This window comes from Janthinobacterium sp. BJB301 (assembly GCF_002735685.1).
Taxonomy (GTDB): domain Bacteria; phylum Pseudomonadota; class Gammaproteobacteria; order Burkholderiales; family Burkholderiaceae_D; genus Janthinobacterium; species Janthinobacterium lividum.
Genome location: NZ_PDZJ01000001.1, coordinates 2,458,773 through 2,479,766 on the forward strand (window position 1 = coordinate 2,458,773; position 20,994 = coordinate 2,479,766).

Here is a 20,994-nt window from a genome sequence, read left to right on the forward strand (position 1 = left end):
GCAATGCCATCGGAACCCGCGCCACACTTACCAGTCGCGCGCGCCGAGGATCTGCTCGCCCAGCGCCGTCAACCGCGCCTGCGGATAGCGCAGCTTTTCCTTTTCCTCGGGGTCGCCGGGAAACGCATAGCCCTGCGGCGCGCTGCGCTCGCGCCAGCTTTGCACGCGCCAGTCGCGCAAGGCTTGATTGTCTTCCTGCGCCGGCGTGAAGGAAATATATTGCGCCAGGCGCACCTGGTCCGCCGACGTGTTCGGGCGGATGCCGTGCGCCAGCAAGCTGTTGAAGATCAGCAGCTCTCCTTTCTTCATGGCGATGAATTCCATCGGGTACGGCACCGTCGCCAGGTCTGGCTGCCACGGGTTGCGATCAAGCGGCACCGTCTTGCGCCACGCCAGCAATTTGTTGAACAATTCTGGATAACACTGGAAACCGCCGCTCTCGGGCGAGGTGTCGGACAGGGCCAGCACGCCTTGCACGTTGACGGGCAGCGGGTCGAGCGTGGTGTCGGCATCCCAGTGGATGAAGCCGCCAAACTTGCGCTTGCCGTTGTTCGGCGTGTTCAGGTTGGCGCGGTCGATGGTCACCCACAAATCCTGACGGTCCCAGATGTCGACAAAGGCGTCATACACGCGCTGGGTCTGGCGGTTATCCCACAGGGTCTGGTTGTGGTAAGCCTCGACCATGCCGGAACCGTTGAGCTCTTTCATGGCGTGGTCGCGCAGCTGGTCCCGGTTCCAGGTGGCAGGGTCATGCTGGTCCAGTCCCTGGAATTCCCACAGGAAATCGGTTGTGCGGCGCACCTGTTCCGGCGGCACGGCATCCTTGACGATGACGTAACCGTAGGTTTGCCAGTGCAAAAAGTCGCTGTCGGACAGCACGCGCAGCGGCAGCTGTTTCTGGATGTCGCGCAACTGGGTTTGTTCCGTGTAGGCCACGGACGGGTTGCCGGGACGGTCTTCGCCGTATTGATATCGGTCTTCTTGCATCGCTGTCTCCTGTGTTGGTGTGAGACAGATTGTGCTTCGGCAGTGCCGTGTAAAATGGGTGCACAGCAACCAATCCTGATACTATCCTGACTATCCACTACCTTAAAACGTCACGATGACGCCTTTATTCGAACAAGTCACGATCCCGACAGGCCACTCCTGGGGCTTGCTATGGCGCGAACTCGATGCCATTCCCTTCATCTGGCACTACCACCCGCAGTTCGAGCTGACCTTGACGGTCAATGCGCGGGGGCAACGCTACATCGGCGACCACCTGGGCGATTTCGAGCCGGGCGACCTGGTGCTGCTGGGGCCGAATTTGCCGCACACGTGGTCGGCCAGCGAACGCATGGACGGCACGCAGCCCATGCTGGCCGTCGTCGTGTGGTTTTCCCTCGAATGGGTGGAGCAGCTGGCGGCCTGTTTTCCGGAGTTGCACAGCGTCCGGCAACTGGCGCGCCGCGCCGGCCCTGCCCTGCATTTTTCGCCGGCAACGAGCGCGCGCAGCGCATCCAGACTGCTGCAATTGAATGCGCTGCCCGTACCGCAGCGCTTGCCGCTGCTGCTCGACGTGCTGCTGGATCTGGCGGGCGACGGGGGTGCGCAGCCGCTGGCGTCAACGGCGCAGGCGCCGATGCCCGATGGGCAGCAAAAGCGCATGGAAATCGTGTTTGACTTCATGCACGCGCATTTCCGGGAAGAGATTGCACTGGAAACCCTGGCGCAGCGGGCGGCCCTGTCGCTGGGCGCCTTTCACCGCTGTTTCAAGCGCCACGCGCATTGCACGCCGGGCGAGTACCTGGCGCGGCTGCGTATCGGCCGCGCCTGCCAACAGCTGATCGAAAGCAATCTCGCCATCGCCGTCATCGCGCAAGAGGCTGGCTACCGCAACCTCGCGCATTTCAACCGCCAGTTCCGCGCCGCCAGGCAAGTCACGCCGCGCGCGTTTCGCCTGCAATACCGGCGTGGCGCCACTGGCGCAGCGTAAATCCATTCAGAAACGAAAAAGGGGATCAGATTTTACAATCTGACCCCCAATATTCTGGTGCGGCTGGCAGGAATTGAACCCACGACCCCTTGGTTCGTAGCCAAGTACTCTATCCAGCTGAGCTACAGCCGCCTAAGACAAGATTATAGCAGGGCTTTGCAGAATGGCAAAGGGCGCCGTGCGGATATTTCACAATTGCCCAGGCCGCCAACATGCACCCTGCCCGCGTCCCGTCAGGACGAAAAAAAACCCGGAAAGCGAACTTTCCGGGTTTTTTCACTACTGCAAATACTGGTGCGGCTGGCAGGAATTGAACCCACGACCCCTTGGTTCGTAGCCAAGTACTCTATCCAGCTGAGCTACAGCCGCAAACTCTGACACACTTCGCCGGACGGCGCGAAGCTTGAAACTTTCATCAACATGAAGCGAACTCCATCTTGGCAATACTGGTGCGGCTGGCAGGAATTGAACCCACGACCCCTTGGTTCGTAGCCAAGTACTCTATCCAGCTGAGCTACAGCCGCAAAACTTCTACAACATTCCATCGACAGCATGGAGGTGAAACTGCTTACAACAAAACCAGGCAAAGTCTGATTTTCAGTATTCTGGTGCGGCTGGCAGGAATTGAACCCACGACCCCTTGGTTCGTAGCCAAGTACTCTATCCAGCTGAGCTACAGCCGCGCAGGCAAACATTATAGCGTATTCATTTCGCTTTGAAAAGTTCGATTTTTCAATCGCTTAGCTGATTTTGCAGAATACCGCCCCGCATGATCGACTACCTTTTCACTGCCAAAAAGCTCACGCCTTTTTATCGATGGACACTTCTGCTTTCACAGGAGCTTCCAGCGAATCGAGAAGTTGCTGTCTCGAAAGAAGCGGGATTATAGGGACTGCTTTCAAGCCTGTCCAGTGCTATCTGCAGGCGGCGCGCAAGCGTGCGGTGGCGGCGCGGCGCTTGGGGCTACAATACCAGTCAGACAGGGGCGCTTGTGCCTCCCCTAATTCATGACGGCGGGCAATTCCATCATGCTCCATTTAACTGAGCTTAGCGGCGGCGGCCCGGCGGGGCAAGCGCCCGTGCGGCAGACTCACTGTTGCAGGATTTCCGATGGCCAAGCATGACCGCGAGCAAGATCTGCTTCCCCCATCAGCGCCGCTGAGCCTATCCGACGAGCGCCTGGCCAACCTGCTGGAGGGCATCACCGATGGCTTTTGCCTGCTCGACCGCGACTGGCGCATCCGCTATATCAATACGCGCGGCACCGACATGCTGGCGCCGCAGCGTCCGCCTGGCGCCAGCCTGGCTGGCAGCAGCCTGTGGCAAGCCTGCCCGGAACTGCTGGGCACGGAACTGGAAACGCAGTATCGGCGCGCCATGGCGCAACAGCACGGCGGCAGCTTCGAACTGCTGTACACGCCGCTGGGGCGCTGGCTGGAAGTGCGCATCTTCCCTTCCAGCGATGGCTTGACCACGTATATCCAGGACATCAGCCAGCGCAAGGCCAGCGAAGAAAGCTTGCGCCACAGCGAGGAAGACTTGCGCGCGCTGGCCAATTCCATCCCGCAACTGGCCTGGATCGCCGGCTTCGACGGCACCATTGCGTGGTACAACCAGCGCTGGCACGACTATACGGGCACCAGCGCCGAACAGATGGCGGGCGATGGCTGGAGCATCGCCTATCACGCGCAGCATCTGCCACCCATGCTGCATGCCTGGAAGGCCGCCTTGCGCGATGGCACGCCCTTCGAAATGGAATTCCCCATCCGCGGCGCCGACGGCCAGTTCCGCTGGTTCCTGACGCGCGCCAATCCCGTACGCGACCGGGGCGGCCAGCTGCTGCGCTGGTTTGGCACGAGCACCGATGTCGACCAGGTCAAGCGCGCGCAGGAAGCCCTGCGCGATGAAACGCGCGTGCTGGAGTTGCTCAACAATACGGGCGCGGCCCTGGCCGGCACCCTGGACTTGCCGGCCCTGCTGCAGGAAACCGTCGATGCGGCCACGCGCATCAGCGGCGCGCACTTCGGCGCCTTGTATTATGACGATGCGGGCGAGCTCCACGACAGCGCCGCCCCGCTGCCCGCGGCGCGCGCCGTCAACGGCATCAGCCTGTGCGAGGCCGATGCCATTGCCACGGAACTGCGCCAGGGACCAGCCATGCGCCAGAACGACTTGCTGGCCGCGCCCGACGCCAGCGCCGGCGGCGCGCCGCCGCTGCGCAGCTGCCTGAGCCTGCCTGTCAGCTCGCGCTCGGGCCTGTTGCTGGGGCGCTTGCTGCTCGGCCATCCGCAGGCGGGCATGTTCAGTGCGCGCAGCGAACGCATCGTTTCAGCCATCGCTGCCCAGGCCGCCGTCGCGCTCGACAATACGCGCTTGTACGCGGCTGCCACGCGCGCCGCCGAAGAGCGCAAGGTGCTGCTCGACAGCGAACGCGAGGCGCGCGCCGAGGCCGAGCGCACGAACCAGCTGAAAGACGATTTTCTCACCACCCTGTCGCATGAGCTGCGCACGCCCTTGTCGGCCATCCTGGGCTGGGCCCAGGTGCTGCGGCGCGGCACGCGCGACGAGGCCGACCTGCACCGCGGCTTGCAAAGCATCGAACGCAATGCGCGCGCGCAGGCGCAGCTGATCGAAGACTTGCTCGACATGAGCCGCATCACCTCAGACAAGGTGCTGCTCGACCTGCAAACCATCGTGCCCGCCAGCATCATCGCCTCGGCCATCGAAACCCTGCGCCCGGCGGCCGACGCCAAGCACATCGCCATCCACAGCAATATCGCCAGCGATGCGGGCCGCATCACGGGTGACCCCAGCCGCATCCAGCAAGTGATCTGGAACCTGCTGTCGAATGCCCTGAAGTTCACGCCACAAGGAGGGCGGGTCGATATCGACGTGCACCGCGAAGCGACCCGACTGGCCATCACGGTGGCCGACAACGGCGTCGGCATCAAGAAAGATTTCCTGCCCCACGTATTCGACCGCTTCCGCCAGGCCGACGCCTCGACCACGCGCCGGCATGGCGGACTGGGGCTGGGGCTGGCCATCGTCAAGCACCTGGTGGAGCAGCACGGCGGCACGGTCACCGTCAGCAGCGCCGGCGACATGCAGGGCGCCAGCTTTACCGTGCGCCTGCCCCTGGGGACGCCGGCCGTTGCCGCGCGCCAGGCGGGCAGCACCCCGTCCGCCAGCCATGACTTGCGCGGCGTCACGGTGCTGCTGGTCGATGACGAAGCCGATGCGCGCGAGCTGACGGAGCGTATCTTGCGCGACAACAACGCCGAAGTGCACAGCGCCGGCAGCGTGGCGCAAGCGCTGCAACTGCTGGACCAGGTACGCCCGGATGTGCTGGTCAGCGACATCGGCATGCCTGATGCCGACGGTTTCGACTTGCTGGCGCAAGTCCGCGCGCACGCCTCCCCTGAGGCGGCCCGGCTGCCCGCGCTGGCCCTGACGGCGTTTGCACAACCGCAGGATCGCCAGCGGGCGCTGGCCAGCGGCTTCCAGGACTGGGTGTCGAAACCGCTCGACCCGGCCGAACTGGTGGCGGCAGTGGCGCAACTGGCCGCCGCGCGCGTGACCGGCTCGCCGCCTTGAACAGCGCCGCCAGGGCGGCAAGATAGCCCGCAAAAAGATGATGCAAAGAAATACATAGTGCAGAACAAAATAACTATTTTGTGGTTTAGCCTTCCTACTTTCAGACGCGGCACTGTCCTACAAGCAACTAAGCTGAAGTTTGCTACACTGAAATGCAGAAGCACACCTGCATGGCAGGCTGGAGACCGTCGACCTTGGCTGCCGTCATTGGCAGAAGCGAGTTCAAGCGCTGTTGTGCGCCCTATCTTGTTGCAAGGCGCTACTATCATCCGACCGCCGTCAGCCGCGCCGCCAGCCCATTCGCTGCGGTAGAAGCCAGTGTTGCATAGACCGTATAACCGAGACCCTACATGCCCAGCCAAGATGAGATTTTGAAAGCCAAAATTTTGGTCGTTGACGATTCACCCGACAATGTCGACCTGATGCTGGAAATCCTGCGCGATGCCGGCTACACCAATGTCACGGCCACCATGCGTCCGGCGCAGGTCTGCCCCCTGCACCAGGAGCATTGCTACGACCTGATCTTGCTGGATCTGCAAATGCCGGAACTCAATGGTTTCCAGGTCATGAAAGGCTTGAAGGAAATCGAACATGGCGGCTACCTGCCCGTGCTGGCCCTGACGGCGCAGCCGAGTTTCAAGATCGCCGCCCTGGAAGCGGGCGCGCGCGACTTCATCAGCAAGCCCTTCGACCTGATGGAAGTGCACAAACGCATCCACAACATGCTGGAAGTGCGCCTGCTGTACAAGGAACTGGCGCAATACAGCAAGCAGCAGCAGGAACTGGCGCTGCACGATCCGCTGACGGGCTTGCCGAACCGGCGCCTGCTGGAAGACCGCATCGAGCATACCTTGCAGCAATCGGCCCGCAGCCGCGGCAAGTCCGCCATCCTGTACCTGGACCTGGACGGCTTCAAGGCCATCAACGACAGCTACGGCCACGGCTATGGCGACGATATCCTGAAAATGGTGGCGGGCCGCCTGGTGGGCGCATCGCGCAAAGAAGACACGGTGGCGCGCATCGGCGGCGATGAATTCGTCATCGTGCTGGGCAACCTGGCCGGCAAGGGCGACGCGCGCGAACCGGCCGCCAAGCTGATCGAAGTCATTTCCGAGCCGTATTTCATCAACGACCTGACCCTGCGCCTGTCGACCAGCATCGGCATCGCCATCTACCCGGACGACGCCAGCACCGTCGAATCCCTGCTGGGCGCGGCCGACACGGCCCTGTATGAAGCCAAGCGCGCCGGCAAGAACCGCTTTTGCTGCACGCCGCACGAAGTGATCGCCTCGCAGGTCAACATGCAGAAAAGCAGCATCCCGTCGATCGCCTGAAGTTTTTTATTGAGCGGCACGTAAAAAAACCGGCAAGCCTCACGGCCAGCCGGTTTTTTTGCTTTGGACGCTTTATTTCTTGCCAGCGCTCACTTCATGCTGGCCCGCATGCTGGTGATCCGTTTGCGCATTGACGGTTTCGGGCGGCACTTCGATGCGCGTGATGCCGGCATCGACGGAAATCGGGTCGCTGGCAGGGAACGTCATTTCCACGGCGTCATCGAGCAATTCTTCCTTGGCCCGCTCTTCGCCGCTCATGCCCTCCTCATCGGCCAGGATGGCCAGCGCGCTGGCCCATTTGACGAAATTGAGGTTGGACAGTTCGCGCACGGTGTTCACGCCAAACGCTTGCTGCAATGCCTTGGCATCCTTCGCGCTGACGCCGCGCAGGGCGCTGATGGGTGCATTGACAATGTCGCGGAAGCTTTTGTCGAGGTATTCCTTGTCGACGATGGTATCGATATTCATGGCATGTCCTTTCGTTTCGGTAAGCGGGCCTGTATCGCGCCCTGCGCCGCGGGGCGGCTATGCTGCATGGGGATGCACAGCCCCACTATGGCAGCGCGCAGCGTCCCGGTATGTGCGCAGCCGTACGTAACGACGGGAACTTTGCCTGCTGGCGAAAGCGATAATATTGCCTATCATATAAAAGTGATGGAAGGAGATCAAAATTGCCGAAAAGACAGAAATTTTCCATCCATGCGCCCCGCGATGAAATCCTCATGTATGATCCACAACTTGAATTTGGTCCTCACCTTTCACCATTCACGGGGCGCTATGTCCGCACAAACAGATCCGAACAAGGAAGCGGCCCAGGCCGATGCGGAACGCGCCGCCGACCTCAGCGAGTTGCTGGGTCATGTCAACACCAGCTGGGACAATGAACGGCGCGCCCTGTCGCGCCAGTTGCACGACAGCCTCGGCTCCTCGCTGACGGCGCTGACCATGCACCTGTCGCTGCTGACGCAAAAGATGCCGCAGGAAGCCGCCTTGCTCGACCGCGCGGCGACCATGAAGCAATTGCTGCTGAATGTGATCGAGACCAACCGCCAGATGCAGATGAAGCTGTGGAACGACAAGCTCGAGTTTCTCGGCGTAAATGTCGCGCTGGGTGAACTGGCCGCGCAATTTGCCGAACAGCACAAGATCACCGTGCGCTGCAGCCTGCCCGAAGATGAACTGATTTGCCCGCGCAACGTGGGCGTGGCCCTGCTGCGCACCCTGGAAGAAGCGCTCGGCAACATCGCCGCGCACGCCCACGCCACGCAAGTGGATATCATCATCGACGACAATGAGGACGCGCTGATGATGACCGTCAAGGATGACGGTGTGGGGCTGCCGAAGAGCGAACCCGTCGAAATGAGCAAGCACGGCCTGCGCTCCGTGCGCGAGCGCGTGCATTACCTGGGCGGCACTCTGAGCCTGACGGCCAATCCGCAAGGCGGCACGGCCCTGACCGTCGTCTTGCCGCGCGTTACGCCAAAAGAATAATTTCCCGCAACGGGCGCCCTGCCCGCCTCAACGGGGCAGCGGCATCCCCTCTTCCGGCAACAGCAGTTGCGCCCCCAGCACATCGCGGCGCGCGCCATGCCCGGCCAGGCTGCTGCGATCGCCTGCCAGCACCTGCAAGAAATGTCCAACACGCAATACATCCGTCAATTGCGCCGCCAGGGCGGCATCGGCCGGAGAACCCGCCTGACGCCATCCCAGCGCCAGCAGGGTTTGCCAAATGTCGGGCAATGCCGTGCGCCAGCCAGCCGAGGCGAGGAAGACGCCGACCGGCTGCTCCAGCGCTACACAGGCCCGCGCCAGCAAGTCCTCGCGCGCCAGTTCGCCGGGCCAGCCGTCAAGCTCGGCGCGCCACAGGGGAAACGTGGCCAACGGCGCCGGCAACGCATCCAGGCTGCTGATGAAGCGGGACTTGCCATAGCCATCCGTGCGGAAACGCGCGACCTGCCGCAGGCTTTCCCCGGCATCCCCCTTCGCCCTGCAGGCCAGCAGCAGCTGGTAAAAATCGAGCTGCTCCGGGTCCAGGCCCAGGCTTTTCAGACTGATGTAGCGCTCGTCGAACTGGCCCGGCCTGGCGGCGCCGCGCGGCTGTGTGGAAGTATCGTGCATGATTGTCCTTGGCGTGATGGTGGTGACGGTCGGCATCTTTCCCGAGTATAAAGTGTTTGCCGTGTGCAGCCCAGCATCGGCTACACTGGCCAGGCACGCCGCCGGCGTGCCCTAGTGACCGCTAACATCGCAACGACAGGAGATGGCATGCAACGACTCGCAACGACCTTGCTGGCAGCGCTGCTGGCCATGGGCGCCGCCCAGGCCGCCGACAATACCGTGCCGCCGCCGGAAACCGTGGACAAGCTGGCCTGGCTGGCCGGCTGCTGGAACGTCGACGGCGCCGAGCCCGGCTCCGGCGAACAATGGAGCACGGCCGCCGGCGGCACCATCCTCGGCACCAGCCGCACCGTCAAGGGCGGCAAGACGACGGCCTTTGAATTCGTGCAGATCCGCCTCACGGAGCCGGGCCAGCTGGCCTACATCGTGCAGCCGTCGGGCCAGCCGCCCGTGATCTTCAATCTGCTGCGCCAGGACAAACCGAATGAATTCATCTTCGCCAACCTGGACAATGACTTCCCGAGCCGCATCATCTACCGCCGCGACAGCGAGCGCATCCTGCATGCCAGCATCACTGGCACCTTGAAAGGCAAGCTCACCACCATCGATTTCCCCATGACGCGGGGACGCTGCGAAGCGGCGCCCATCGCGCGCGGCAAATAAAAAGGGGCCGCAAGGCCCCTTTTTGATGGGATAGCAACGGCTTAGTGCAGCTTGACCTGCGGCGTGCTGCGCTTGATCAGGAAACGGCCCATGGCCATGACGGCCGTGCGCACGCTGCCCAGCACGGCATTGTGGTGCATCAGGTGCAGGCTGACATACATCATGCGCGCGACAAACCCTTCGACGAACCAGCTCAGGCCCTTCAGGGAACCCATCAGGGTGCCGACCGAGGTGGTGCGGCCAAACGACACGAGCGAACCGTAGTCCAGGTATTCGTACGGCTTCGTTTGCGACGGCTTGCCCTTCGCTTGCAGCAGGAACGTTTTCAGCAGGTAATCGGCTTGCTGGTGGGCCGCCTGGGCGCGCGGGGGAACCAGTTTGCCATCGGGCCCCGTGCAGGCGGCGCAGTCGCCGAGCGCGAAAATATTCGCGTGGCCCTGCACATTGAGCATGCCCGTCACTTCCAGCTGGCCGGCGCGGTTGGTCGGCAGCCCCAGCGTGGACAGGAATTCCGGCGCGCGGATGCCGGCGGCCCACACGCAGATGTCGGCCGCATAGCTGGTGCCGCTGGCCACCGTCACCTTGTCGGCTTCGATCGTGGTGACGCGCGTGTCGGTCACCACCGTGATGCCATGTTTATGCAGCAGTTTCGAGGCGGCGATGGAGACGCGCTCGGGCAGCGGCGCCAGGATGCGCGGCGCCCCTTCGAGCAGGGTGATGCGCACATCCTTGATGGCATTGAGATTCTGGAAGCCATACGCCGCATACACGCCGCTCGCTTCGCGCAATTCGGCCGCCAGTTCCACGCCCGTGGCGCCGCCGCCGATGATGACGATGTCGACACCAGGGTGGCCCGCGTCGCCTTGGCGCTGCTCGGCCATGGCCAGCAGTTTCAGCAGGGTCAACCGGAAACGTTCGGCATCTTCCGTGGCATTCAGGGAAATCGTGTTTTCCTGGGCGCCGGGCACGCCGAAGTAATTGGAGGTGCTGCCCACGGCCAGCACCAGCTGGTCGTAGCTGACAGTGCGCTGCGGCAGCAGCTGCTCATCCTTGTCGGTGGCGATGGCGCCCACGGTGAGGCTGTTCGACGCGGCGTCGAGCCCGATCAAAGGACCATAGACATAGGTAAAACCATTGTCATGCGCCAGCATCTGGTACGACAGGCCCTCTTGATGAATGTCCAGGGTACCGGCCGCCACTTCATGCAGCGAAGGCTTCCAGATATGGTACAGCCGGCTGTCGACCAGGGTGACCTGGCCGGCGCCGAGCTTGCGGCTGAGTTTGCAGGCCAGCTCCAGGCCGCCTGCTCCTCCCCCTACGATAACGATTTTACTGTGCAAAGATCCTCCTGCGTGTTAATCCCTGTGCCCGTTGCCATTGCCGTGACCATTGCCATGGCCCTTGCCCGGCTTGTTGTCATGCTTGTTGTCATGCTTGTCGCGCTTGTCATCATGCTTGTCAAAGTGCTTGTCATGCTTGTTGTCATGACGGCCGCGGTCACCGTAATCGGGACGGCCATGGTCGCCATGCTGCTGGCGGTAACGGGGCACATATTGGTTGTTATACCAACTATCCTGGACGAAATATACCTCTTGGTTACAGGCATTATACTTGCGGCAGTGCTTCGACCAGTTTTTCGCATGGCCGGGCGGCACGCGCAGATAAATGGGGCGCGCCGAATAGTATTGCGGGCGCTGCACGATGACGGGCTGGGCATAGATCAATTGCGGCGCTGGATAGTCGCCTATGTCGATGCGTCCGTAAAAGCCCGGCTGGCCGACGGTGACGGAGACGCCAACCTGGGCGACGGCAGCGGTAGCGGCCGACAGCAGGACGGCGGCGAGAATGAGGGTTTTCATGGGACACTCCTTTTATCAGTTATGCCGCAATTGTAGACCTTGTACAACCAACTGTTTGTTCGCAAGGACACATAAGGAAAGCCGTGGCAATCTCACCACAGCTTACCCAACGGCACGACCAGGCCGCTGAACAGCGACCAGTCCGGCGACGCCGCCGTCACACCGCGCGCCAAGCCGATATCGATGGCCAGCCGCGGCGTGGGACTGTAGGTGGCGGCCAACAAGAGCTGGGCCGTGGCCGGCACACCGCGCAAGCGCGTGCCCGACACTTCCGCCGTGGCGCCCCAGCGGTCGCTGACGGGCGTGGAAAAGGAGGTCGCCCAGCCCGTTTGCACCCTGCCCGCGCCAGGGTCCGATGCCCCCAGGCGCGTGGCGTTCAGGTTGGCATCCACGTGCACGGCGCCCAGGTCGCGGCTGAGAATGCCGTTCAGCGACACGTCGCTCTTGCCGCTGCCGATGCTGTCCTTGGCTGTCGGCAACTTCCAGCCCAGCTCCAGACCCAGGGCCGTGGCGCTGTCGAGCAAAAAGGCCCGCTTGAGCACGACCGTCGTGTCGCCCACGCCCGTTTCGCGCCGGCCCGTTGCGTCGCGCGCGCGCACGAAGCCCTCGCCTTCCAGCAGCACGCCCCATTCGGGCGTAAACGCCAGTTTGAACGTGTACGGCAGGCTGGCGCGGCGCGTGCCGTCCGTTTTCGACAGCAGGCCGCCGGCCTCGAATTCCAGCTGGCCCGGCACGGGCAGCTGGGCGGGACTGGCCACCGAAGGACGGTAAGGCAGGACGGGATCGCTGTCCTGCGCCTGCGCCAGGGGCGCCAGGGACAGCAACAGCAGAGGTAAGCACAGCAAGCAGGAAGACGGCATGAAAGACCCGGAAGTGGTAAACGCGCAATAGCGACAGCCTACCACCGCCGCGCCGATTGCGCCCGATCCCGCCGCCGTCAGGCCAGGCGCCGCACGCCCTGCCTGGCGGGTGGCGCCGGCCGGCGCAGCGGCGTGACGTTGCTGGACGCGGGCACGGCCATCTGTTGCGCCTGGGCATGCAGGCGGAACACGCCGACCAGTTCCGTCAGGGTTTGCGCCTGGTCTTGCAGCGATTCGGCGGCGGCCGCCGCTTCCTCCACCAGGGCCGCGTTTTGCTGCGTCACCTGGTCCATCTGCAGCACGGCCTCGTTGACTTGCTCGATGCCGGCGCTTTGCTCGGCGCTGGCGGCCGTGATTTCCTGCATGATGTCGGCCACCTGGCGCACGCTGGCGACCACTTCATCCATCGTCTTGCCCGCGTCATGCACGAGTTTGGAACCGATCTCCACCTGCTCGACGGAGTCGCCGATCAGGGTCTTGATTTCCTTGGCGGCACTGGCCGAGCGCTGCGCCAGGTTGCGCACTTCGGATGCCACGACGGCAAATCCGCGCCCCTCCTCGCCCGCCCTGGCCGCTTCCACGGCCGCGTTCAAGGCCAGAATATTCGTCTGGAAGGCGATGCTGTCGATGACGCTGATGATGTCGACGATCTTGCGCGAAGACGCATTGATCGATTCCATCGTCTGCACCACCTGCCCCACCACGGCGCCGCCCTTGCCGGCCACCTCCGAGGCGGCACCGGCCAAAGCATTCGCCTGGCGCGCATTGTCCGCGTTCTGCCGCACGGCCGACGTCAGCTGTTCCATCGATGAAGCCGTTTCTTCCAGCGAGCTGGCCTGCTCTTCCGTACGCGACGACAGGTCGAGGTTGCCCTGGGCGATTTCTCCCGAGGCCGTGTTGATGGTGTCCGTTCCCGAGCGCACCTGGCTGACGATGCCCACCAACTTGTCGCGCATGGTTTTCATGGCAAACAACAGGCTGGCGCTGTCGTGGCTGGCCGTGCGGATATCGACGGTGAGGTCGCCCTCGGCGATGGCGCCGGCGATCTTGACGGCATACGCCGGTTCGCCGCCCAGCTGGCGCGTCAGTCCGCGCGTGATCAGCGCACCCAGCGCCAGGCCGGCGGCCACGCTGCCCAGCACCAGCGCGATCATGAAACTGCGGCTGGCCTGGTACACGCCCGAGGCTTGTTCGGAAGCGGCCTTGGCGCGCTCTTCTTTCTGCAATGATAATTTGTCGAGCACGCCATCGAGCTCATCGGCATGCAGGCGCGTCTTGTTGAGCAATTCGATCAGCTGCGCGCTGCGCTGGGCCAGCGGTTCGGCCGCGGCCAGCGTGAGCGCCTGCTGCATGGTGACGACATACTCGGCTTCGACGGCGGCAAAGCGGGCAAACAGTTCCTTGGCGGCCGGCGTGACGAACAGCGGCTGGGCCTTGGCAAGATAGGCCCTGTTTGAATCGAGAAATTTGGCGATGTCGGCCTGGCGCGTGGCACGTTCCTCGGCGGTCGTCGCCAGCAAGAAATTGCTGCGCGCGCGGCCCACCTTGATCAAGGCGATATTGGCTTCCTTGATGTACGACAAGCCCAGCAATTCATGGTTGTACATCTGCCCCGCCATGGTATCGATCTTGCCCATGTTGAAGATACCGATGCCGGCCACGATGGCCCCCATTAGCGCGACGCAAAAAAAAGCCGTCAGCAAACGCGTTCCCACCTTCATCCGGTTCAACATGATTTCTCCCATAAGACTGGCCGATACTCGATGTAACTGGAGCGTACTGGCTTGAATATAAAGAAAAAACACGGAAAAAAATGCTCGGATTGTCACCAAACAACAATTCATTGATTTATAGCAACACACGAAACGGCTTGCCATGCTAGGCAAGCCGTTCAGGACGGTACCTGATTGCCCGCGTTAATGACCCGTGTGAGCTCCAGGTTTACGCACCGTCATCTCGACGCCGCCTTTCACCACTTGCTTGCCCGCACCCTGGCCGCGCACGGGTTCCGGCAAGGCGCCCGTCCATTCATAGGCCACGCTGCCGGCCGGGTGCTTGTACCAGCCCGGGTCGCGGTAGTCGCCCGGTTTCTGGTCCTTGCGCACCTTGACTGTGGTAAACATGCCGCCCATGCCGATGGCGCCGAACGGGCCGTCGCCGGCCATCATCGGCAAGGTATTGTCGGGGATCGGCATCTGCATCTCGCCCATGTCGGCCATGCCCCGCTCGCCCATCACCATGTAGCCGGGCACGAGCTGGTTGATCTTTGCGGCCACGCCCTGGTGGTCGACGCCGATCATGGTGGGCACGTCATGCCCCATGGCATTCATCGTGTGGTGCGACTTGTGGCAGTGGAAGGCCCAGTCGCCCAGGTCCGTGGCCGTGAATTCCACGGCGCGCATCTGGCCCACGGCCACGTCCGTCGTCACTTCGGGCCAGCGCGACTCAGGGCGCGTCCAGCCGCCATCCGTGCCCGTCACCTCGAATTCATGGCCATGCATGTGGATCGGGTGGTTCGTCATGGTCAGATTGCCCACGCGCACGCGCACCTTGTCGCCCTGGCGCACGACCATGGGGTCGATGCCGGGGAAGACGCGGCTGTTGAACGTGAACAGGTTGAAATCCGTCATGGTCATGATCTTCGGCGTGTAGCTGCCCGGATCGATGTCGTAGTTGCTGAGCAAGAAGACGAAATCGCGGTCCACCTTCATGAAGTTCGGGTCTTTCGGATGCGTCACCCAGAAACCCATCATGCCCATGGCCATCTGCGTCATTTCATCGGCATGCGGGTGGTACATGAAGGTGCCGGGCCGCTTGGCGACGAATTCATAGACGAAGGTCTTGCCCGGAGCGATGCCGGGCTGGGTCAGGCCCGTGACGCCATCCATGCCGTTGGGCAAGCGCTGGCCATGCCAGTGCACACTGGTGTGCTCCGGCAATTTATTGGTGACAAAGATACGCACGCGGTCGCCCTCCACCACTTCGATGGTGGGCCCTGGCGACTGGCCGTTGTAGCCCCATAGATTCGCCATCATGCCGGGCGCCAGTTCGCGCACGACGGGTTCGGCCACCAGATGGAATTCCTTGACGTTGTTGTTCATGCGCCAAGGCAAGGACCAGCCATTCAGGGTGACGACGGGGTTGTATGGACGCCCGTTCGGCGGCGGTGGCGGCGCCTTGGTGTCGGCGCCAGCCATGCTGACGGCTTCCGGCAACGATGCCGCACCGACTCTGCTGACAGCGGCGGCACTCAGGGCGACAGCGCCCGCGTTCATGAAAAAGTTTCTACGTGTAATCATCATTATTCCTTGTTGGCTGGGCCGCTGCCATTGATGGCGCCTTGCAGTTCGGTTTGCGCAATCCAGAAATCGCGCTGGGTCTCGATGGCGCTGTTGACGCTGGCAACCTGTTCGCGCGCATCGGCCAGCAGTTCGAACACGCTGGCCAGCATGCCGTTGTAACGCAGCAATACTTCATGCGAGATCGTCTTGCGCAGCGGCACAACTTCATCGCGGTAGTGGCGCGCCAGGTCATAGGCCGTGCGGTAGCTCGAATAAGCCTCGCGCACCTCCGAGCGGGCCCGTACGGCCGTGCCCGCCGTGCGCTGCAGCGACTGCTCGTACAACGCTTGCGCCTTGGCATTGCGCGCCGAGCCCCAGTCGAACAGGGGCAATTCCAGCGAGACTTCATAGCCATTTTCGCGCGGCGCCTCGCTGCTGCTCTTGTTGGTATAACCCACGTCGAGCACGTTGACGAATCCCGTCACCTTGGCCAGGCCCAGCGCGTCGGCCGTGGCATGCGCGTCGAGTTTGCTCATCTGCACGTCGAGCCGCTGCTCCATCGCCTGCGCCTCGATATTGCCCGCCTCGGCTGGCTTGGCTGGCAAATCGGGCAAGCGCGACGGCAAGGTGAAGGCCGTTTGCTTGCCCCACAGGCCCAGCAAGCGCGTCAGGTGCTCGCGCGTGGCCGTGGCCTGGTGACGCGCGCGGGCCAGGTCGCCGACGGCGTCCGCATAAAACACTTGCTGGCGCGCCTGGTCGAGGCGGCTCCAGTTGCCCGCCTGCTGCAAGCGAGTGGCCAGTTCGGCGCCCGCCTCGGCCGACAGCAGCGCCCGCTGCATGAAAGCTTCCGTCTGTACGGCGGCCACGGCATTGAAGTAGGCGCGGCGCGTGTCCGACGCCAGTTGCACGGCGCTATTGGCGGCCTGCAGCTTGGCTTGCTCGAAACGGCCCTTCTCGATGTTGACGCGCATCGGCATGGTCAGCAGGCCGGCCAGGTCGAAGCTGACGCCGCGGTCGATTTCATTGCCATGGCTGCCATGCGAGCGGCCGAACGACAGGCCGGGATTGCGCAAGCGCCCCGCCTGCACCAGATCCGCTTCGGACGCGCCCAGTTCGGCCAGCGCCACCTTCATGCCGTGGTTGTTCATCAGGGCGATGCGCACGGCGCTGTCGGCATCCAGAGGCTGGGCCAGCAGGGCAGCCAATTTTTCCTCGCCGCCCTTGTCGGCCAGCGCCGCGGGAGCGCCCGTGCGGGCGCCGGCCAGCGCGGACACCGCCTGCATGCCGCCATCCTGGCTGAAGCTGGCGCAGCCACTGAGCAGCAAGATTGCCGCCAGCGCCAGCGGCGTCAGGCAAGTTGATTTTGTGAAGCGGGCCATGTCAGTGTCCTTCATGCTGGTGTTGCGGGGCGGGCTGGCCATCCGGCTTGGGACCCGGCTTATCCATCGGCATCGTGTGGCCCTTCATGGCATGGCCATCCATCTTGTGGCCGTCCATCTTCATCATGCCCATGTGGCCGCCGGCCTTGCCGACTTTCTCGTTGACGGCGCGCCAGGCCTGGTCGGGCGTGGCGTCGCCCTCGGCGGCGGGACGGTAGCCGAGGAAGGCGGAGCGGTAAGTGGTGGCCGGCACGGATGCCTGCGCCTCTTGCGGGGCGGACGGGGATTGCGCTGCGGCGGCCAGCGGCAGTACAGCCAGCGCAAGGCTGAACAGGTGTTTCATGGTATTCCTTGAATGACAGGGTGTGGCGCGGCGGGCGCGCGACTGGAACGCTGGCGCGGCCGGTGCAAGGCTCAAGATGCTGGGACGTGCGACGGCGGCACCGCCAGGTTCAACGGGCGGTCAGGCGGAGCGCGTGCTTCTCGGGGGACGTTCGGGACCAGGCGGGATATGCCCGGCGAACAGGGAATCGGGCGCCAGCGCGGGAGGCGGCGCGCGCAGGGTCAAGGCGTGCAAGGCTGGCATGCCGGGCGGCGCCGTGGCGCCCACCGTACACGCGCCATGGTTGCTGCAATCGTGGCCGTGGTGCGTGGCGCCGCCATCGTCCATGGCCATTTTCATCGGCGGGTCCTGCATGTGCATGCCGGCCATGTCGCCCATGTCATGGCACTGGGGTGCCTGCATGGCCTCGACGGCAACCGTGACGGCGACCGCCAGCTCGTCCACGCAGCAGCTGCGCATGGCCGACGCAAAGCCCTGCATGGGCAGCGTGACGGCCAGCAGCCAGAGCAGCGAGCGGGCGAGAAAGCGGAAAAAGGCACGGTTCATGGCGCCACTATAAACCTTCCCACATAAGGAAGGTCAAGCCCCTATTTGCGCCGGTAGCCGTGCGTTAGCCAGATGACATAGATGCCGTAGTAGCCCTGCCCTTCGAAGATGGCCTGGCCATCGGCAAAAGACACTTTTTGCACTTCATTGACGGTGAAATACGCGCGGGCATCCGCCGCCTCGACATCGCCCCAGTAGCGTGCACGCAGGGGCCGGTAGCCGCTGGCGCGCCCGATCGCGTCCATCAAATCGCTGATCATGAAGTCGTACAGCATTTCGGCCAGCAGCGGCCGGTGGCCCGCCAGCATGGCCGTGATGTCGGGGTAGCCGGCCTGCATCAGCTCGGGCAAGTCGCTTTCCTCGTCCTGCAGGTCGTCTTCGCGGCAAGTCTGGATAAAACTGTTGAACGGCTCGTCGAGCAGGCCCGCCAGCGCCGTTTCCGGCACGCTCAGGCGAAATGGGTGCAGCGGCAGCACGCTGTGCTGGCCATAGTTGAGTCCGCGGCATCCGAGGAAGGCCAGCGGGTGTGGCCGCCCATTGACGTCGCAGCGGATACCAAGTTCTTGCTCAAACGTCATCAACATCCAACCCTGCCATGTCCGTTATCCTCGTTGTACCTCATCAGGGCTATATGGTAAGCGCTGGCAGGCAAACGGAACAGGCTCAGATGCAACAGAAAACAGCGTATCAGTTCATGCCGCACGGCCCGCCTGTCAGGCGGGCTCCGTGATGCCCACGCAATTGCGCCCATTTTCCTTGGCCACGTACAGGGCCGCATCGGCGGCGCGCAGCACGGCGTCCGTATTGCCCGCCTCCTGTTCCGACGACACGACGCCCAGCGATACCGTGACAAAGCCCGCGCCGGGAATCACGGCGGCGGCTACCTTGGCGCGCAAGCGCTCGGCCACCTGCATGGCCACGTCGAGGTCGGCATCGGGCAGCAGCATGATGAATTCATCGCCGCCATTGCGGCACAGCACGTCGGCATCGCGCGAACAGGCGCGCATCAGCTGCGCCAGGCGCAGGATGACTTCATCGCCCACGGCATGGCCCCACTGGTCGTTGACTTGCTTGAAATGGTCGATATCGATGGCGATGACGGAAAACGGCCGCGCCTGTGCCTGCCACGCATCCAGCGCCGCCGCCATGCCGCGCCGATTCGACAGCCCTGTCAGCGGGTCCGTCTGCACGTCGGTCTTCAACTTGCCGATCTTGTTCTGCAACAGCGCCAGGCCCTTCAGCAGGGCTTTCTTGATTTGCGCCGCCTCCACGTACCAGGAGCGGATGGCGGCGATGTGCTCGGCAGTGCCGGGCGCATCCATGCGCCGCGCGCCCTCGGCCAGCTGCACCAGGGGCCGCGAAATCAGGCTGGCCAGCCACCAGATGAATGGCAGGCTCAGCAAGGCGATCGGCAGGGAATGCCATACCGTGTTGGCCATCAGCTGGTTCAGCGGGGCCAGGGTCATGGCCGTGGGGCGCTGCGCCACGATGCCCCAGCCCGTCGACGGCATGATGGCGTAGCCGGCCAGCATGTCCACGCCCAGGCTGTTGTGCATGCGCCGGTTGCCGCCGCCCTGCTGCGCGATGATGGCGTCGATGACTTCATTGCTGCCGGCCACGTCGCCCAGGCGCTCGGGGTCCGGGTGGTACAGCAGGCGCCGGCTCTGGTCAACCACGTACAGGTAGGAACCGTCGCGGTAGTAATGCTGACCCAGCATGGTGTACAGGATATTTTTCTGTTTCAGGTAGATGCTGCCGCCCACATAGCCGAGGTAGCGGCCATCCTTGCCCAGGATGGGATGCGAAATGAAGACCACCAGGTTGCCGGCCGAGGAGACGTACGGCTGCGTCACCAGCGGGCGCCGTTCGCGCAGCGCCTGCACGGCACCGGCCGAATCGAGCGTGCGATTCTTCAAGGCCAGGGTTTCCGGCGACACGCCCAGCACCTTGCCCTGGGCATCGACGATGAGCACGGAATTGAAGCTGTTCGTTTGCAGGCGCAGGCGCTGCGCCTCGTCCGTCAGCCAGTGCTCGTCGCCCATGCGCGATGGCAGGCTGCCGGCGCTGTAGGCCAGTTGCTGGCGCGCCGACTGCAGGAAATCCTCGGCCGTGCTGGCCAGTTTGCTGGCGTAGGCGTGGTTCGCTTCCAGCGTGGTATCGATCAGCAACTGGCGCTGCACGCTGTAGCTGGCATAGAAGGTATTGGCCAGGGACACCAGGGCGCTGGCGAAGGCCACGAGCACGATCAAACGGCGCAAATTCATGCGCAGAACAGGTTTAGTCCACATGGGTCGGCAAAAAATCGGAAAGTATTGCGCTAAAGAAAGGGCGCATTATACCGAGACACCCGTGCCAATATTGAAATGTTGGCATCCATGGTCAAAGAATGTGTACAAGCGGCAACGCAGAGCGCTGCCGCCTTGATATGCGTCAAGCGTGGATGGCGTGCTTGCGGACCCAGTCCGTGTAGCGCTGCATCCAGCCCTGGAAGAAACCGAGGCTGGCCGGGCCGATGCCGCCATGCTCGTCGAACAGGCCTTCCTTGGCCTGGATGAACATTTCCGGTTGTCCCAATAGCGGCACGTCCAGGTAAGCGAGCACATTGCGCAAATGCTGCTGCGCCAGCGCCGTGCCCGTGGCGCCCACGGAAACGCCGAGCACTGCACCCGGCTTGCCGCCCCACACGCTCTGACCATACGGACGCGAGCCGTGGTCGAGGGCGTTTTTCAGCACGCCGGGGATCGAGCGGTTGTATTCGGGGGTGAGGAAGAGCAAAGCTTGCGAAGCAGAAATATCCGACTTCAGACGCAGCACCTGCTCGGACTGGGCGCCATCGTCATCCTGGTTGTACAACGGCAAGTCGCCAATTTCGATGTGCTTGAAGGAAAACTCGGGCGGCGCCAGCTTGACGAGCGCATCAGCCAGTTTGCGGTTGAAGGAATCCTTGCGCAGGCTGCCGACGATGATAGCAACGTTATATTGACTCATATAAATCCCCGATGATGATTAAAAAGAAGCCCCGGAGTGGAGTTCACACCGGGG

19 protein-coding genes and 4 tRNA genes are annotated in these 20,994 nt (G+C 63.2%); 5 read left to right on the top strand and 18 right to left on the bottom strand.

The annotated features are described in order from the left end of the window. Positions 1 to 27: 27 nt before the first annotated feature. Positions 28 to 987: a phytanoyl-CoA dioxygenase family protein gene (locus CSQ91_RS10825; protein ID WP_099388244.1), complete on the bottom strand. Its 960-nt coding sequence runs from the start codon at positions 985 to 987 to the stop codon at positions 28 to 30. A 115-nt stretch (positions 988 to 1,102) separates the two neighbouring features. Here CSQ91_RS10825 and CSQ91_RS10830 point away from each other — a divergent pair, with 115 nt between their 5' ends. Next, the gene (locus CSQ91_RS10830) at positions 1,103 to 1,975 is read left to right on the top strand and encodes a helix-turn-helix domain-containing protein (protein WP_099388245.1); all 873 of its coding nucleotides are present in this window, start codon (positions 1,103 to 1,105) and stop codon (positions 1,973 to 1,975) included. Positions 1,976 to 2,030: 55 nt separating this feature from the next. On the opposite strand, the gene CSQ91_RS10835 is transcribed toward CSQ91_RS10830, so the two are convergent. From CSQ91_RS10835 to CSQ91_RS10850, 4 genes are all read right to left on the bottom strand, one after another. Beyond that, positions 2,031 to 2,107, bottom strand: a tRNA-Arg gene (locus CSQ91_RS10835). Positions 2,108 to 2,267: 160 nt separating this feature from the next. Beyond that, positions 2,268 to 2,344 (bottom strand) — tRNA-Arg (locus CSQ91_RS10840). Between the two features lie 78 nt (positions 2,345 to 2,422). After that, positions 2,423 to 2,499 (bottom strand) — tRNA-Arg (locus CSQ91_RS10845). An 82-nt stretch (positions 2,500 to 2,581) separates the two neighbouring features. Beyond that, positions 2,582 to 2,658: transfer RNA gene (locus CSQ91_RS10850), tRNA-Arg, on the bottom strand. Between the two features lie 427 nt (positions 2,659 to 3,085). On the opposite strand from CSQ91_RS10850, the gene CSQ91_RS10855 reads away from it, so the two are divergent. Further along, positions 3,086 to 5,569: a hybrid sensor histidine kinase/response regulator gene (locus CSQ91_RS10855; RefSeq protein ID WP_099388246.1), complete on the top strand. Its 2,484-nt coding sequence runs from the start codon at positions 3,086 to 3,088 to the stop codon at positions 5,567 to 5,569. Positions 5,570 to 5,919: 350 nt separating this feature from the next. Continuing rightward, positions 5,920 to 6,903, top strand: a complete 984-nt coding sequence (locus CSQ91_RS10860) for a GGDEF domain-containing response regulator (RefSeq protein WP_034783090.1) — start codon at positions 5,920 to 5,922, stop codon at positions 6,901 to 6,903. Positions 6,904 to 6,975: 72 nt separating this feature from the next. Here the strand turns inward: CSQ91_RS10860 and CSQ91_RS10865 are convergent, their stop codons facing one another. Beyond that, complete coding sequence (locus CSQ91_RS10865) at positions 6,976 to 7,371, bottom strand: hypothetical protein (RefSeq protein WP_034783088.1); 396 nt, start codon at positions 7,369 to 7,371, stop codon at positions 6,976 to 6,978. A 309-nt stretch (positions 7,372 to 7,680) separates the two neighbouring features. Between CSQ91_RS10865 and CSQ91_RS10870 the strand changes: the two genes are divergently transcribed. Next, a complete protein-coding gene (locus CSQ91_RS10870; protein WP_099388247.1) occupies positions 7,681 to 8,394 on the top strand; it encodes a sensor histidine kinase in 714 nt (237 codons plus the stop codon). 27 nt (positions 8,395 to 8,421) lie between these two features. Here CSQ91_RS10870 and CSQ91_RS10875 read toward each other — a convergent pair whose 3' ends face one another. After that, positions 8,422 to 9,021 carry a hypothetical protein gene (locus tag CSQ91_RS10875; RefSeq protein WP_099388248.1) on the bottom strand — a complete coding sequence of 200 codons (600 nt, stop codon included), beginning with the start codon at positions 9,019 to 9,021 and terminating at the stop codon, positions 8,422 to 8,424. Between the two features lie 147 nt (positions 9,022 to 9,168). Here CSQ91_RS10875 and CSQ91_RS10880 point away from each other — a divergent pair, with 147 nt between their 5' ends. Continuing rightward, on the top strand, positions 9,169 to 9,684 hold the full coding sequence (locus CSQ91_RS10880) for a DUF6265 family protein (RefSeq protein WP_143451007.1): 516 nt from the start codon (positions 9,169 to 9,171) through the stop codon (positions 9,682 to 9,684). A gap of 41 nt (positions 9,685 to 9,725) precedes the next feature. On the opposite strand, the gene CSQ91_RS10885 is transcribed toward CSQ91_RS10880, so the two are convergent. The 11 genes from CSQ91_RS10885 to CSQ91_RS10935 form a co-directional block, all read right to left on the bottom strand. After that, positions 9,726 to 11,024: an NAD(P)/FAD-dependent oxidoreductase gene (locus tag CSQ91_RS10885; protein WP_099388250.1), complete on the bottom strand. Its 1,299-nt coding sequence runs from the start codon at positions 11,022 to 11,024 to the stop codon at positions 9,726 to 9,728. A 15-nt stretch (positions 11,025 to 11,039) separates the two neighbouring features. Next, positions 11,040 to 11,543 carry a hypothetical protein gene (locus CSQ91_RS10890; protein ID WP_099388251.1) on the bottom strand — a complete coding sequence of 168 codons (504 nt, stop codon included), beginning with the start codon at positions 11,541 to 11,543 and terminating at the stop codon, positions 11,040 to 11,042. Positions 11,544 to 11,635: 92 nt separating this feature from the next. Next, a complete protein-coding gene (locus tag CSQ91_RS10895) occupies positions 11,636 to 12,403 on the bottom strand; it encodes a transporter (RefSeq protein ID WP_244965256.1) in 768 nt (255 codons plus the stop codon). A gap of 77 nt (positions 12,404 to 12,480) precedes the next feature. Continuing rightward, complete coding sequence (locus tag CSQ91_RS29370) at positions 12,481 to 14,136, bottom strand: methyl-accepting chemotaxis protein (protein WP_306508661.1); 1,656 nt, start codon at positions 14,134 to 14,136, stop codon at positions 12,481 to 12,483. Positions 14,137 to 14,319: 183 nt separating this feature from the next. Continuing rightward, on the bottom strand, positions 14,320 to 15,702 hold the full coding sequence (locus CSQ91_RS10905) for a multicopper oxidase family protein (RefSeq protein WP_034783083.1): 1,383 nt from the start codon (positions 15,700 to 15,702) through the stop codon (positions 14,320 to 14,322). A 2-nt stretch (positions 15,703 to 15,704) separates the two neighbouring features. Further along, a complete protein-coding gene (locus CSQ91_RS10910; protein ID WP_257217288.1) occupies positions 15,705 to 17,063 on the bottom strand; it encodes a TolC family protein in 1,359 nt (452 codons plus the stop codon). 1 nt (position 17,064) lies between these two features. Next, positions 17,065 to 17,406 (bottom strand): hypothetical protein, encoded by a 342-nt coding sequence (locus tag CSQ91_RS10915; protein WP_052140184.1) that lies wholly within the window; start codon positions 17,404 to 17,406, stop codon positions 17,065 to 17,067. Between the two features lie 120 nt (positions 17,407 to 17,526). Then, a complete protein-coding gene (locus CSQ91_RS10920; protein WP_034783080.1) occupies positions 17,527 to 17,952 on the bottom strand; it encodes a hypothetical protein in 426 nt (141 codons plus the stop codon). Positions 17,953 to 17,993: 41 nt separating this feature from the next. After that, entirely contained in the window at positions 17,994 to 18,530 is a 537-nt protein-coding gene (locus CSQ91_RS10925) for a hypothetical protein (RefSeq protein WP_139144549.1), read from the bottom strand. A gap of 135 nt (positions 18,531 to 18,665) precedes the next feature. Beyond that, the gene (locus tag CSQ91_RS10930) at positions 18,666 to 20,216 is read right to left on the bottom strand and encodes a sensor domain-containing diguanylate cyclase (RefSeq protein ID WP_244965258.1); all 1,551 of its coding nucleotides are present in this window, start codon (positions 20,214 to 20,216) and stop codon (positions 18,666 to 18,668) included. A gap of 166 nt (positions 20,217 to 20,382) precedes the next feature. Continuing rightward, positions 20,383 to 20,940: an NADPH-dependent FMN reductase gene (locus CSQ91_RS10935; protein WP_070280283.1), complete on the bottom strand. Its 558-nt coding sequence runs from the start codon at positions 20,938 to 20,940 to the stop codon at positions 20,383 to 20,385. Between the last annotated feature and the right edge of the window lie 54 nt (positions 20,941 to 20,994).